We start from the raw sequence: 13,785 nt of genomic DNA on the forward strand, positions 1-13,785 counted from the left end.
ATCAGCGCACTGGGCTGCGAGTTGCCACTGTGACGACGACTGCAGCGGCCACGGCTGACCACCACCAAAAAGGTCTCTGGCAGGCCCGTCGTTCAGACAGGCGTACATCGTTCCCTTGAAAGGGAAATCCGCAGGTGGCGTTCGGTACGACCATGCCTTGGCTGCGGCCCTGCGGGCATCGGCACGCCGTTGGGCAAAGGGACGCTGCCCGGACACATGCTGCGATGCGCGCGGTGAGTCCTGGTGGCGGTCAGCAGCGCACGCCGACGATGCCCCAGCCGCGGCGCTCCGCCTCGGTGACGACCTCTCCCCAGTCGTGGAGGAAGTCGGCGAACACCTCGAAGGTGGTGATCCATCCGCTGGGCTGCGCGGCGTGCTGGGTGAAGGGTTCGCGCAGCCCGCTCAGGTGGGGTGCGGCCTTCCGCCACCAGCCGGCGAGATGCGGAAGGTAGTCGGGCGGGCACCACAGGAGCAGGTCCGCGTCCCAGACGTAGGGCCGGTCCGGGAGGCCGGAGGCGGACCTGGTCGTGTCCTCCAGGCCGTGCCAGAACAGGGTGTCAGTGAAGGGATCCAGGAGTTCACGCACCGCGGGATCGACGAATGCGCGCATGTCTTCCCAGCGCTCGCCGGCCCAGAAGTGGGCTTTGTACGAGCCGAATGCGTGGCGGAAGGCGTACCTGCCGTACCAGTCCTCACCCGGCTGCGCGGGCCAGGTCCAGCCGTGCGCGAAGAGGTCGTCGTCCTCTCCGAACGCGGCGTCGGTCAGCAGGTCGTCCCGGTCGCTGGGTGCCGCGGCTTCCACCCGCGCCCAGTCCACGATCAGTACCTCTATGCCCAACCCCATCGCGCCAGCGTAGAACGATCCAACGCGCCCGGAGGCTGTCGTGCTTCCTCAGCTCGCCGGTCGCTTCAGAGCGGATCCGCGTAGTCATAGTCAGCCCAGTGGCCTGTGGTCAGGTGCGACCACGGACGTGACCGGGAGGGCCGGCCCAGCGATGGTGACGTGGTTGTGATCGTGGTCAGGGGCGATGGCCAGCGGGCCGGTTACCGGCGCCAGATCTGCTGAGGGGGTCGATCCCTTCTAACGATCCGGGAGTTCCTGCCATGCCTCCACGTGCTCTGCGAAGCCGGGTGGCGCCACCGGCGCCACCCAGCCCACATCCGGCCTCGGTTGAGCGACTGGCTCGCGCGAGCCGGCGGGTGGCGTTTGGCCGGTGCGCGGTGTGGACGGCCCTCGCGGCCGGACCGGCCGCTCTGGCGCTGGCCCTGACGCTGCCCCAGCCACCGGCCCAGCCCGCCGCGCACCACCGCCCCGCTCCCCCGGCCACTGCGGCGGCCGGCGATCCGTCGGGCTGGGCAGAGGTGTTCCTCGCCGCCTGGTTCCGCGCGGACGACCGCGAGCAGGACAGTCCGTCCGCGGTGGTGGTGCGCTCGATGGCCCCGGAGGTGGAGTTGCCGCGCCCGGGCGACGGTGACGCCACTGCCGGTGCCGGGCTGGATCGGGTGGCGGCCGTGCACAGCCGGCGGCTGGGCGACGGCGAGTGGTCGGTGACGGTGGCGGCGCAGTACGCCAACGCATCGGTGCGCTACTTCTCCGTGCCCGTCCTCGCCTCCGGACAGGGGCAGTTCACCGTCTCCGGCGGGCCCGCCCGCGTCGCTGCCCCCGGCCCGCTGCCGGTGCCCAAGCCCGTCGAGGGCCATCCGGTGGAGCTTGGCCGTCCGCTGGCCGAGAGCCTTGAGGAGTTCTTCGCGGCCTACCTGGCCGGCGCGGGGACGGTGGACCGGTACCTCGCGCCGGGGGTTCGTCTGGCCGCGGCCGGGGGTTACGAGCGGGTGGAGCTGCGGCGGGTGGCCGCCGACCGGGAGGCCTCGAAGCACGTTCCCGGCGACGGCGTGCGCGCCCGGGTGCGGGTGCGTCTGGAGGCTGAGGACGCCGCAGGGGTGTGGCCGCTGGAGTACCGGCTGCGGATGAGTGCGCGCGGTGGCCGGTGGGAGGTCGCCGCGCTGAAGCCGGCGGCTGGAGGTGCCCGATGACGCCGATGGCGGTCCTGGCGGGGGAACTGGACCGGCTCGGCGATTCCCTGATTGGGACGGTCGGCGACTGGGCTGACAGCGGCCTGCAGGCGGCGCTGCTGGTGATCGTGGTCATCACGGTGATCCGGCGGGTGTCGCTGAAGGCGGGGATCGGCGCGCTGCTGGGCATGGTGATCGCCCTTGGGCTGTACAACTCCCGTGACTCGCTCGCGGACATCTTCGAAGACGAGATCAACGACCCGGCCCGCTCCGCCCCGGCCTTCTCGTCCCAGGACGGGATCAGCGACCCGGCTCAGTCGGCTCCGGCCTTCTCCCGTCTCTCTCCCAGCGGTGAAGGCGGTGTGGCGTGAGTGGCACGTCCCGGGCCCGGGTGGGTCGGGTCTACACCTCCGCCCGGCGGCATCCGTGGGTGCTGGGCAAGCTCGGCGACTTCACCCTTCCCCTCGGCCCGTATACGCCGGCGCAGATCACTGTGGCGTTCACCGGCGCGATCGTGCTGGTCAAGACCTTCGCGTGGTGGTCGTGGCTGGGGCCGGTCCCGGTCATTGCCCTGGGGGTGGCGGTGTGGGCGGTGCGCGGGGCCCGGATCGGTGGCCGCGCGCCGATCGCGGCCGCTCTGGGCTGGCTCGGGTTGTGCCTGCAGCCCGCTGCGGGGCGGATCGGAGGACGCGCCGCCCGGGACCGTGCGCCGCGGCTGCTGGTCGGCGACTTCACCCTCGGTGCCCCTGCCCCGGCTCCCGCAGTGGCCCGCGTTTCGGGCGGGCCGGTGGAGGCGGCCGGAGCCGCGCAGGGCGGGCACGGCCGGCGACGACGCGGGCCATCGCGGGCCCGTCGTGCCACGGCTGCGGCGCCCGCTGTGCCCCGGTCCGCTCTGCAGCGGCTGGTGGATACCCCCGATGCGAAGAGGAGCTGAGTGATGCGCCTGCATATCCGCCATATCGCGGGCCAGTTGGTGTGGACGACGTCGGGCAGTGTGTGGGCGCTGTGGCGGGTGACGCCGCGTGGCGGCCGCTACCTGCCTGCTGCCGAGCAGGAGGAGGTTCTGGGCCACATCACCGCGCTGGTGCGGGCCCTGGCCGGGACTGCGCCCCGGCTGTTCGGGCTGTGCGCTCAGCTCGACGCGGGCGAGGTCGCCACACAGATGATCGACGGGACTGATCTGGAGAGGGCACCGGCGTGGTCCGAGCACGTCGAGGCTGGACTCGATCTGCTGGAGCGGCAGGAGATGCACCGGCGCACGGTGTGGCTGGCCGTGCCGTTGTCCGCCCTGGGGCGGCGGGCTGCCCTGTCCGCGACGTTCGGTTCGCTGTGGGCGGAGACCGCCTCGGCGCTGGGCCTGCGCACCGCCCCGGTCAGCCGGGCGGAGGTCACCGCCTACCAGCGGCAGGCGGACCGGCTGGCGGCCGCCGTGGGCACCGGTGTTCAGCTGCGGCCGGCGCGCCCGGCGGAGATCGCCTGGATGGTGCAGCACGCGGTCCACCGGGGGCAGCGGGAGGAGCCGCTGCTGGCCGTCGCGGAGACCAGCGACCTGTTCGCCGGCCGTTTGCGGGGCGGGCAGTTGCGCTCTCCGTCGTACGCCGACCTCGGCCTGGTCCGCCTCGTTGAAGGCGGCCAGGACGCGACCGGCGCGGAAGGCGCGTTGGCCGGTGAGGAGGACAGCGGTGTCCGCGGCGGTCGTGGCCGGTGGTGGCGCGGCGGCGGCGCGTCGCCGCTGGGCCGGCGGTGGCTGCAGGTGGAGAACGAGACGGGGGTTGGCTACCAGGCGCATCTGGCGCTGGCCGAGTTGCCGGTGGCCGTGGCCGCGGGCGCGGCGGATCTCTTCGCCCAGCTGGAGGGTCTGGAGTTTCCCGTCGATTACACCGTCGATCTGCAGGTGGTCCCGGCGGAGCGGGCCAAGGAGGCGGTGCGGCGGAAGAAGAAGGAGCTGGTGGACCAGGCCGACCAGTACGGCGCGCAGCCCGCGGGGATGCCGTCCTCGCTCACGGAGGCGGCCGGTGATCTGGGGGAGATGGACGCCCGGCTCTCGCGCTCCGGCGTGGAGGTGGAGGTGCAGGCCGTGACCGTGCTGACGGTGTGGGGGCCCACCGCCGCGGTGTGCGATGCGCGGGCCCGGGCTCTGGCCGGGCTGCTGGCGGGCGGGGACTACCGGGCGGTGCGCCCGGCCGGCTTGCAGGAGGCCCTGTTCACGCTCGGGCTTCCCGGTGCGGCCCGCCCGGTGCCGGCGCGTGAGTTCACGCAGTATCAGCTCAGCGAGGACTGGGCGATGTGCCAGCCGTTCGCCGACACCAGCCTGGGGGATGAGGCCGGGGCACTGGTGGGGATCGACCTGGACTGCGGCACCGTACGGCCGGTGCTGCTGAACCCGGCTGATGCGCCGCGCAAGCACGCCTCGGCCTCGGTTGGGGTGGTCGGGGACCTCGGGGCGGGCAAGAGCGTGCTGCTGAAGCTGCTGACCTCCTCGGTGGTGGACCGGGGCGGGCGGGCCATCGTCATCGACCGCACGCCGATCCGGGAGTACGCCGCCTTCGCCCACGCGGCCGCCGGCGACCGCTGCCAGGTCATCGACGCGGCCGCGGCCCAGCTGTCGATCGACCCGCTGCGGGTCTTTCCGGGCAAGACCGGCGCGCACTACGCCCTGTCCTACCTGACGCTGCAGCTGGGGATCGGGCCGATGTCGGCCTCGGGTGCGGTGCTGCACCGGGCGGTGGAAGAGGCCGCCGCCGATCCGGAGCCGTCCATGGCCAAGGTGCTCAGTGCGCTTGCGGCGACCGCGTTCTCGGGGACACCCGCGCGGAAGGACGCCGCTTCCACCCTGGCTGATCTGCTGCAGATCGTGTCGGACAACCCGCTGGCCGCGATGGTCTTCGATCCCGATCTGCCGCCGGTCAGCCTGGATGCCGATTTGGGATCGGATCTGGTGGTCATCACCACGACTGGTCTGACGCTCCCGCCGCGGGAGGCCTTCGCCTCCCCCGAGGTGCTGTGGCAGCAGCCGTTGGAGGCGTTGATCGGCCGGGCCGTGCTGTATCTGATCGCGGCGATCGCCCGGCAGGCGGCGTTCGCGGACCCGGCGCGGTTCTGCTCCGTGGTGACTGACGAGTGCTACTGGCTCACCTCCTCCGCCGAGGGCACGGCCCTGGTCCACGAGATCCTCCACGACGGGCGCAAGCACGGCGCCGGCCTGGCCGCCGGTGCCCACGACGTGGACGAGCTCGGCCCCGACCGCGGTCTGATCGCGTACAAGCTGCTGGCGCGCACCACCGACCGGGCGCGGGCGATGAAGGGGCTTCAGTACCTCGGGCTGGACGCTGACGACGAGGAGCTGCTGCGGCTGGTGACCACCAGTCTCTCCCCAATCGGATCGCCCGGCCGTGAGGGGGAGATGCTGCTGCGCGACCCGCGGATGCGGGCAGGGCGGATCAAGGTGATCATTCCCGAGGTGGCCCGCATCCGGCACCGGATCACCACCACCCCGGGCGGTGCAGCCGCAGACGGGCGCGCCGAGGGCCCGGCGCCCGGCGAGGAGGGCGCTGATGCCGCTGCGGGGGGTGAGCGGTGATGAGGGGGAAGTCCACCTGGCCCCGGCGGCGGCACTCCTCCTTGCTCCTGGCCCCGGCCGTGTTCCTGTTCCTCATCGTGCTGCTGCTCGTGCTGGGGATCGCCGGGCCCTCGCTGATGGAGATGCTGCTGCCGGACATCGGTGCCGTGTTCGATCCGCGGCCGGCCGGTATCGACCCGGCCGGGCCGCCCGTGGAGGCGAGGGCCGTTGCGCGGGACCTGGACGGGTGTGAGCTGATCGCTGGTCCAGCGCGCGACTTCTGCGGCGCGGAGCGCGGCGCGGGCCCTGACATCGACGCCGCGGAGGCGGTCTTGATACTGCCCGCGGTCGCCGGTATCGGCGCGCTGTGGGTGGCTGCGGGGCGGCGGCGGTGATCAGGGGAGTCGGCGGCAGCGCGCTGCGCCCAGGGGCGTTCCTGGCTCTGCTGACGGTCGTGTTCTGGGCGGTCACCGCCCAGACTGCGGCGGCGGCCGACGGCGGCGAGGACGGGAGCGGGAGCGGTGGGTTGCTGGCGCCGCTGGATGTCAGCACCGTTGAAGGGGTGCCGCTGAGCGGCTACGAGCTCGGTGCGGACGGCGGCACGGCGCTCAGTTTCTCCACCCAGGTCCGGGCTTTTCTGCTGGGCGGGGCGTTCACGGTGGTGCGGCTGCTGGTGGGGCTGGCGTGCTGGCTGATCGACTTCACCTTCTCCTTCCCGCTCTTCCCGCTCCTGCTGGGGCCCGCTCAGACCGCCGCCGACTCCTACAACCAGCACGTCGTCGGCGCCCTGGGGCTGAAAGGCCTGATGTTGTCGTGGGCGTTCGTGTTCGGGCTGATCCTGCTCATGCGGGGGAAGGTCGGCCAGGGCCTGGGCGAGCTCGTCCTCACCCTGCTGATCAGCGCACTGGCGGCGAGCGCATTCGTCCGCCCGGACTATCTCCTGGGCCAGGACGGGCCGATCAGCCAGACCCACCGGGCCGCGCTGGAGGTCGCTCAGATCACCGTCGACAGCCACGATTTCGCCGGCTCTGCTGCGGCGTGCTCCCCCGGCCGGGGCCGGGACGGCGATGGGTGCGCGGATACGGACGGCAGCAGTTCGACGGTGTCGAAGCCGGTGCAGGACGCCCTGACTAACGCCCTGGTCGTCAAGCCCTACCAGCTGCTGCAGTACGGGCAGACACTCAACTCCGAGGGCCAGGCGGACCGCGCGGCGTACGAGGCCCATCTGAAGTGGGTCAAGGGCCAGTACGCGCTCGAGCCTGCGCCGGGGGCGGAAGACCGTTGTGAGGAGATGGTGTCCGGCCCGGCCGGGGACTTCTGCGGCAGCGGCGCGGACCCGCTCGACGACGGGCTGGGCGGGGGGTTCCGCAGCCCAGAGCAGCAGCAGTTCGACCGGTTCGTCACCGACCTGGAGAAGGCGGGGAAGACGGGGAAGGCCGCGGCCGCGTACGCGGCGGACCCCACCTGGGACCGAGTGGGCGGTGCGGTCCTGCTGCTGATCGCCGTCGTCCTGGTCGCGGCGATCGTCGGGGCGATGGCTCTGGTACTGCTCGGCACGCAGGCCGCCGACTTGGTGGCGGCCGCCTGCAGCGGGCTCGCGTTCGTGTGGGCCATGCTTCCGGGGCCCAGCCGCCAGGTGCTGTGGCGCTGGGTGGGGATTTTCATGGTGTCGGTGCTGGTCATGTTCGCGACCGCCATGTTCCTGCCGCTTCTGGGCATTGCCGTGGACGCGATCCTCACCGATGGCCCCGACCTGATGGTGGAACGGCTCCTGCTGATCGACGCCCTCGCGGTGATGGGGCTGGCCTTCCACCGCCGGCTGCTGGTCGGACTGTCCGCTTTCGGCAACCGCATGGCGGTCCGGATGCGGTACGCCAAGGTCGGCGGTACCCATCTGCCCGGCGACACCAGCGAACTGGGTGCCGCGCTGGCGCTGCACGGGGGCCGTGGTGCCCTGGGCAACTACGCCTCGGACGGGCTGCTCGGTGGTGGGCTGACGCCCGGCCGTGGCCGTCCGGCCGTCCTCGGGCTGCAGCAGCGCCTGCTGGGCCGGATCGGGTCCCTGGCCGACACCGTCGGCGCCCCGGTCCCGGCCGACCGGATGCTGGGCGACGCCGCGGCTGAGGCCCGCCGCGGCCTGGCCCCCGCCGGGCTGGTCAAGGACGGCGTGCACGGTGCCCTGCTGGGCGCTCACGCCCTGCTCATCGGCTGGCATCCCGGGGACGAGAAGCTCGCCACGTGGCGCCGGCCCACCGTTGAGGACGCGGAGGCCCGGCGCCTGCGGGAGGGCGGCGGTGCGGGCCCGGGCGGGGAAGGTCCCGCGCTGCGCGGCCTGGGAGGCAACGCCGGCCGCGATGACGGCAAGGTCGTCGACAAGACCTCGGGGGAAGTGCTGTACGACCCGGAGTCCGGGAGGGACCTGCTGTCCACCCGGCTGCACAACCGCCTGGTGCGCTTGCGCGGGTACCGCCTCGCCCACCGGAGCGGGCGCCTGGCCTACGGTGCCACCTATGGCCTGCCGGCCATCGCCGCGGCGGGCCGCCGCTCGGCGAGCCGGCTCACCGAGGACGTGCGCACGCAACTGCGGGTCACGCGCAACACGCTGCGCGAAGACGGGCGGCAGTGGCAGCCCGCGGCTGAAGCCGCTCGCCATCCGGTGCAGCGGGCGGCCGTGGCGGCCCGGGTGCACGGCCCCACCGCGGCGCGCACAGTCCGGGACACTGCCGCCGGCGTCGTCCTGGGAGCCTCCCCCAGCGAGCCGTCCGGCTCCCCGGCCAGGTCCGGCCGGCCGCGGCCTGGCGTGTCCGCGACGGCCGAGGTCGAGGCGCAGCGGGAAGCACGACGCCGCGTCCTGGACGCCTTGATGCAGGCCCAGCGGGCCACCTGGGAACAGCAGCCGCGCTGGGGAGGCAGGGACGGTGAGGACCGGTGACCGCCCGGATCCGCCGCAGGCGTTGGGGCCGGTGGGGGTGTCTGGCCGCAGTGCTCGTGGTGCTGATCGGAATGGGTGCGGGTCTGGCCGCCACGATGTCAGCGGTGGCCGCTTTCCAGGCAGCCCGGCAGGACGGCAGCGGCCTGGACGGCACCGCCGCGGACATTCCCGCGCGGATGCTCACCGCCTACAAGAGGGCGGTCACGCTCATCGGGCGGGAGAGCCCTGGCTGCTCCGGGATGCGCTGGCCGGTGCTGGCCGGCATCGCGAAGATCGAGTCCAATCACGCGGCCGGTCGGTCCGTCAGTACCGCGGGAGACGTCCGCCCGCGGATCCTGGGGCCCCGGCTGGACGGGTCCGGCGCGGGCGGCAACACCACGGCGTTCCCCGACAGCGACCGGGGCCGCTGGGACGGCGACGCGGCCTTCGAACGGGCCGTGGGGCCGTTCCAGTTCCTGCCCTCCACCTGGGCCGGGTCAGGGCGGGACGGGAACGGCGACGGGCGGCGCGACCCCCACAACGCTGATGACGCGGCCCTGGGCGCAGCGGTGTATCTGTGCGGGGACGAGCGGGACTTGGGAGACCGGGGGGAGCTGGAAGCGGCCCTGTACGCCTACAACCGCTCCCGGAGCTACGTGGCCGACGTGCTGTCCTGGATCGACCAGTACACCCCGGCTCCGGCCGGAGCGTCCCCTGTCGGGTTGGCCGCGGGGAAGGTCCGGACCGTGCTGCGGGCCGCGCTCGCCCAGCGTGGCCTGCCCTACTCCTGGGGCGGCGGCACTGCCGACGGCCCGGCAACGGGCAGCTGCTGCTCGCCTTCCGGCCGGTCCGGAGAACGCATCCGGGGCTTCGACTGCTCGGGGCTGACCACCTACGCCTTCGCCCAGGTGGGGATCCCGCTGCCGCGCACTGCCGACGCTCAGGCCGGGGTGGGGCGGCGCATCCCCGCCGCTGCGGGGCTCGGCGCTCTGCGGCCGGGGGATTTGGTCTTCTTCGGCTACCTGCCGGGCAGCGACGCCTCGATCCACCACGTCGGGATCTACCTCGGAAACGGCCGCATGATCAATGCCCCACGTCCCGGGACGGTCGTGCGGATCGACCCGGTCAATTCCATGCCCGGCTACGCGGGAGGAGCACGCCTGCTATGACCGACCGATCGCTTCCCGCCTCGTCCGGCCGGGCGCTCCTGGTCCTGGCCTCCGTCCTGGCGGTCACCGGTGGCCTGTTGCTGAGCCTGGGCCGGGAGGCCTCCGAACAGCCGGGCCCGTCGGCGGCCTCGGTCACACCGGCAGCACGGGAGCCGGAACCTTCGTCCGGTGCGGCCGGCTCCCTGGCGCCCTTCGCGCCCTCCCCCAGCGGTGCCCTGGCGCCGCCTGGTGAGGGCCCGGGAGGGGACCGGGCCGTCCAGCGGGCGCTGGACTCCCTCTCCCGACCGGACCTCCCTCCAGGAACAGAGCGGGAATTGCTACGGCTGGGCCGCGCGGTGCTGCTCGGCGACGTCACCGGCCGTGGGCGGCAGCGCTGGCCCGGCTACTTCGACGGTCCGGTCGCCGGGCGGTACCGGCAGGTCCGCGTCCAAGCGGCCATCGCCCGCTCCGCCGGCGGACCGGGCCGGGCAGTGGTCCACCTGGTGTGGGCCGGAACCGACCCGGGCGGCAACCACACGGCCGGCCGCCCGGCCACGATCCGCTTCACCTCTGCTGGCCGTACCGCACTTGAGGGAGGAGGGGCGTCATGGGAACCCGTACGGTGACAGCACCGCTCACTGCGGACGGGCTCGTTGGGGGGAGCCTGCTCTTCGACGCGTTCCTGGCGCTGCTGTCTGCGTTGGGGTGGCTCGCCGGCCGCGTGACCGTGGTGGCGCTGGCCGGGCTCGTGGTGTGCGTGGCGGGGGCCGTGGTGCAGCGCCGGCTTGCCGACCGGGCCTCGGCGCAGCGGATGGCGGTGGAGCTGGTGCCCTCGCGCCACTTCGACCCCGGCAGTGAGGAGATCCTCCGCTACGGGGTGCAGCTCGCGCGGGCGGCCGGCGCGGGCCCGTGGTGGGTGCCCCGGCCAGCGAAGTCGGTGCGGATCCGGCTCGGGGCCGACGGCTTACGGCCCTTGACGTTTCAGGTGGAAGGGCCGGCCAGTGCGGCGAAGCTGCTGCAGACGACGCCGTATGCGAAGGCGGTGCGCTGCGAGCGGCCAAGGCCGCGCCGGAAGAAGCCCCCGAAGCACGTGGTGCGGGCGGAGTTCACCGTCCGCGGCCGCGCGTCGGCATTCCTGCGGGAGGTGCCGCTGGAACCGGACCCGCTGCAGCCGCTGGTCGACGCGGTCGCGGACTTGAACGCCGACTTGGGCGACACCGCGGAGGTCTGCATCGACGTGCAGCGGGCGCCCCGGTGGCGGCTGCGGGCGAGACGGTGGCAGGTGGTGGAAGAGGCGCGGCACAACGAGCGGCGCGCCGCCCGGCAGGCCGCCCGCTGGGTGCGGCAGGACTCACTCGATGTGGAGGACTCCTTCACCTACCAGTTGACGCAGGCGCTCTCCCCCGGCCGGTCACGGGGCGGAGGCCGGCTGATGTTCCCTCCGGCGCCCCGCCGGATCGAGCGGGAGAAGGTGCTGGGCAAGCTCACCGACGAAGCACACCTGCTGCGGGTCCAGCTGCTGGTGCGCTGCACGTCCGACATCGAGGGGCGGGCCCAGTCCCGGCTGCGGCAGGTGGAAGCGTCGCTGGATGTGTTCAACGGCCCGGCCCGGCTGGTGATGAAGGGCTGGCGCGTGGGGCCCTGGCGGCTGGGAGCGGACCGGTGGCCGTGGCGCCAGGGGTTCGACCACCGGTGGCGCACCGGGCAGATCCACGCACCCCGCACCAACTGGGTACGGGTGGAGGAACTGTCAGGGCTGCTGAAGCCACCGACGGTGCACTGCCATCTGCCAGTCCTCGCCAGCGCGGTGCCCTCGTTCACCCCCGGCCACCGCAACCTGGTTCTGCAGGGCTGGCATCGCAGCGCGGACCGGGCCCCGCGGCTGGTGGCCACCTACGAGCACGAGACGCTGTTCGAGACGGCCGTCGGCAAGTCGGGGTGGGGCAAGACGGAGCGGGCTCTGTGCCAGGCGGTCGGGCTTGCCCACGCCGGCCGCGGTCTGCTGTTCGTCGATCCTCACGGGGATTCCTGGCAGCGCGCCGAGCCGTTCCTGGCCCATGACGCGATCCGCGAGCGGGTCGTGCGCATCGACCTCGCGGCCGGCAGCCGGGCGGCACGGCTGGCGTCGTGGAACCTGCTGGGGGTGGACCGCGGGCAGCGCCCGCACGAGGTGGTGCCGGCCGTGGTCGACGGCTTCGCTTCCGTGCTGGGCTGGACCGACGTGACCGCCCCCCGGGCGATCACGATTTTCACCAAGGCCGTCCAAGCGCTGACCACCCTCAACGCCGCCGCCTGCGCCGAAGGAACGCCGCAGATGCAGGCCACGATCTTCCAGGTGCGGCCCCTGCTCTCGGACGAGGCGTTCCGGGCGCTGGCCCTGGACAAGCTCGAACGCCTCGACCCCGAGCAGGTGTCGTGGTGGCGCAGCACCTTCTCCGCGCTCCCTCCGGACGCTCTGCCGGTCGTGCTCAACCCGCTGGACCGGCTGGCCGCGCAGCCCGTACCCCGCGCCTTCCTCGGCAGCCCGGTGGGCTCCTACGACCTGCGGTCGGCGATGGATGAGGAGAAGGTGGTGTGGATCTGCCCGGCCGGAAGCGGCCCCACCGACCGGCTGCTGGTCGCGCTCCTCATCCGGGATCTGCTGCGGGCCGGCCTGTCACGGCGTGAGGTCCCCGCGCAGGACCGCACCCCGTTCCGGGCCTACCTGGACGAGCTGATCACGCTGGACGGGGCGGCGTCGGCGTCCATCGCCGAAATGCTGGAGCAGCTGCGGAAGTTCAACATTCGGCTGCACGGCATGACGCAGCTCCTGCAACGGCTGTCCGATCCGGTGCGTGCCTCCCTGCTGCAGAACTCCTCGACCCTCACGGTCACCGCAGGCGCGATCGCGGCCATCCGGCAGATCACCGCGGAGTGGGGCGACCACGTCGACCCGGGTTTGGTGACCGAGCTGGACCGCTTCCACCACTACGCGACGCTCACCGTGAAAGGCAGCCGGGTCGGGCCGCTCCAGCTGCGTGGGCCGGCCCTGGAGGACCTCGCCTCCGTGGGCCTGCGCCCGCAGCCCGCCCGGGTGGAGGCCCTGCGGCAGACCGCCGACGACAACGCCGGGGCCCTCCCCTTGGCGGACCTCACCGAGGCCGCCCGCCGCCACACCGCCCACGTCCAGCAGTACCTCGCCGGCCCCGGGCCATCCTCCGGCGGCCGCCGCACAGAGAGGGTTCACCGATGACGACCGCGCCCTGCCACACGGCGCCCCCCGCCCAGGAGAGCGCGGCCCACCGCGTCCTGGCCGTCCTGGCCCAGCACCGCATGGCCACCAGCGCCCAGCTGAAAGAGATGCTGGAGATGAACCGTAGCGCCCTGTCGAGGCTGCTCAGCCGGCTGCACCGGCAGGACCTGATCGCCTTCATTACCCTGCCGCGCGCTGCCCGTGCCCGGGCCTGGTTCCTGCAGCCGGATGGTGTGCGGGCCACGCGGGACTGGCCCGAGCTGCGAGGCCGCCCGCCCTACCCGGTCACCAGTGCGACGGCCGCCTCGTTGCGGACCGCCCATACCCTCACCGCTGTCCGTACCCACCTGGCGTTCGCCCGCGACGCACGGGAGCGGGGAGACGAGCACGGCCCGCTGGACTGGACCCCGGAGGTCTCCCACCAGTTGCCCGACGCCGAGCGGCTGATCAGCGACGCCCTGCTGCACTACACCCTGCACGAGGCCGGAGACCGGCGCGTCCAGCTGCGTGCCTTCGTTGAGGTCGACCGGGCGACCATGACCGCGGAACGGCTGGCGTCCAAGCTGATCGAGTACGCCCGCTTCCACACCTACACCCCCGTCCCGGTCGGGCGGCGCTCGATGCAGCAGGCGCAGTCCACCGGGCCGGCCTGGCAGCGCTGGTACCCCGTCTTCCCCCGGGTGCTGTTCGTACTGACCGGCGCCGGGCCCACCGCCCTGGCCAACCGGACCGCCAGCCTGCGGGCCATGGCCGCCGAGCACCCGCTGGTTGCCTCCATGGCCCGCCGGGTGCCGCTGGGCGCGGCGGTGCTGGAGGACCTGGAAGCCCACGGGCCGCGAGCCGCGGTGTGGCAGCCGCTCGACGGCCGGACCGCGCCCTGCTCCTGGACCGACCTGTAGACCCCGACACGAAAGGGAAACAG

11 protein-coding genes are annotated in these 13,785 nt (G+C 73.3%); 10 read left to right on the forward strand and 1 reads right to left on the reverse strand.

Annotated elements, in window-relative coordinates:
- Positions 1-250: 250 nt before the first annotated feature.
- Positions 251-844 (reverse strand): hypothetical protein, encoded by a 594-nt coding sequence (locus SXIN_RS30030; RefSeq protein WP_039824569.1) that lies wholly within the window; start codon positions 842-844, stop codon positions 251-253.
- Between the two features lie 356 nt (positions 845-1,200).
- Here SXIN_RS30030 and SXIN_RS30035 point away from each other — a divergent pair, with 356 nt between their 5' ends.
- The 10 genes from SXIN_RS30035 to SXIN_RS30080 all read left to right on the forward strand — a co-directional run bounded on the left by SXIN_RS30035 (position 1,201) and on the right by SXIN_RS30080 (position 13,762).
- Entirely contained in the window at positions 1,201-2,034 is an 834-nt protein-coding gene (locus SXIN_RS30035) for a conjugal transfer protein (RefSeq protein WP_157916364.1), read from the forward strand.
- On the forward strand, positions 2,031-2,384 hold the full coding sequence (locus SXIN_RS30040; protein WP_019711958.1) for a hypothetical protein: 354 nt from the start codon (positions 2,031-2,033) through the stop codon (positions 2,382-2,384). Before SXIN_RS30035 ends, SXIN_RS30040 begins: the two co-directional genes overlap by 4 nt.
- Complete coding sequence (locus tag SXIN_RS30045) at positions 2,381-2,947, forward strand: hypothetical protein (RefSeq protein ID WP_095757833.1); 567 nt, start codon at positions 2,381-2,383, stop codon at positions 2,945-2,947. Before SXIN_RS30040 ends, SXIN_RS30045 begins: the two co-directional genes overlap by 4 nt.
- Before the next feature lie 3 nt (positions 2,948-2,950).
- Positions 2,951-5,593 carry an ATP-binding protein gene (locus tag SXIN_RS30050; RefSeq protein WP_019711960.1) on the forward strand — a complete coding sequence of 881 codons (2,643 nt, stop codon included), beginning with the start codon at positions 2,951-2,953 and terminating at the stop codon, positions 5,591-5,593.
- Positions 5,593-5,967, forward strand: a complete 375-nt coding sequence (locus tag SXIN_RS30055) for a hypothetical protein (RefSeq protein WP_019711961.1) — start codon at positions 5,593-5,595, stop codon at positions 5,965-5,967. Before SXIN_RS30050 ends, SXIN_RS30055 begins: the two co-directional genes overlap by 1 nt.
- Positions 5,964-8,504, forward strand: a complete 2,541-nt coding sequence (locus SXIN_RS30060) for a hypothetical protein (protein WP_095758266.1) — start codon at positions 5,964-5,966, stop codon at positions 8,502-8,504. The genes SXIN_RS30055 and SXIN_RS30060 overlap by 4 nt, the downstream gene beginning before the upstream one ends.
- Before the next feature lie 95 nt (positions 8,505-8,599).
- The gene (locus SXIN_RS30065) at positions 8,600-9,652 is read left to right on the forward strand and encodes a C40 family peptidase (protein WP_238154035.1); all 1,053 of its coding nucleotides are present in this window, start codon (positions 8,600-8,602) and stop codon (positions 9,650-9,652) included.
- Positions 9,649-10,257 carry a hypothetical protein gene (locus SXIN_RS30070; RefSeq protein WP_019711962.1) on the forward strand — a complete coding sequence of 203 codons (609 nt, stop codon included), beginning with the start codon at positions 9,649-9,651 and terminating at the stop codon, positions 10,255-10,257. The genes SXIN_RS30065 and SXIN_RS30070 overlap by 4 nt, the downstream gene beginning before the upstream one ends.
- The gene (locus SXIN_RS32855) at positions 10,239-12,863 is read left to right on the forward strand and encodes a hypothetical protein (RefSeq protein ID WP_019711963.1); all 2,625 of its coding nucleotides are present in this window, start codon (positions 10,239-10,241) and stop codon (positions 12,861-12,863) included. The genes SXIN_RS30070 and SXIN_RS32855 overlap by 19 nt, the downstream gene beginning before the upstream one ends.
- Complete coding sequence (locus tag SXIN_RS30080; RefSeq protein ID WP_019711964.1) at positions 12,860-13,762, forward strand: replication-relaxation family protein; 903 nt, start codon at positions 12,860-12,862, stop codon at positions 13,760-13,762. The genes SXIN_RS32855 and SXIN_RS30080 overlap by 4 nt, the downstream gene beginning before the upstream one ends.
- Positions 13,763-13,785: the final 23 nt, after the last annotated feature.

Origin of the sequence: Streptomyces xinghaiensis S187, from assembly GCF_000220705.2 — a bacterium.
Taxonomy (GTDB): Bacteria; Actinomycetota; Actinomycetes; order Streptomycetales; family Streptomycetaceae; genus Streptomyces; species Streptomyces xinghaiensis.

Excerpts from the sequence above, each read along its gene's own strand:
- SXIN_RS30030 (WP_039824569.1), bottom strand. The coding sequence starts at position 844 with ATGGGGTTGGGCATAGAGGTACTGATCGTGGACTGGGCGCGGGTGGAA.
- SXIN_RS30040 (WP_019711958.1), top strand. The coding sequence starts at position 2,031 with ATGACGCCGATGGCGGTCCTGGCGGGGGAACTGGACCGGCTCGGCGAT.
- SXIN_RS30050 (WP_019711960.1), top strand. The coding sequence starts at position 2,951 with ATGCGCCTGCATATCCGCCATATCGCGGGCCAGTTGGTGTGGACGACG.
- SXIN_RS30055 (WP_019711961.1), top strand. The coding sequence starts at position 5,593 with ATGAGGGGGAAGTCCACCTGGCCCCGGCGGCGGCACTCCTCCTTGCTC.
- SXIN_RS30065 (WP_238154035.1), top strand. The coding sequence starts at position 8,600 with ATGTCAGCGGTGGCCGCTTTCCAGGCAGCCCGGCAGGACGGCAGCGGC.
- SXIN_RS30070 (WP_019711962.1), top strand. The coding sequence starts at position 9,649 with ATGACCGACCGATCGCTTCCCGCCTCGTCCGGCCGGGCGCTCCTGGTC.
- SXIN_RS32855 (WP_019711963.1), top strand. The coding sequence starts at position 10,239 with ATGGGAACCCGTACGGTGACAGCACCGCTCACTGCGGACGGGCTCGTT.
- SXIN_RS30080 (WP_019711964.1), top strand. The coding sequence starts at position 12,860 with ATGACGACCGCGCCCTGCCACACGGCGCCCCCCGCCCAGGAGAGCGCG.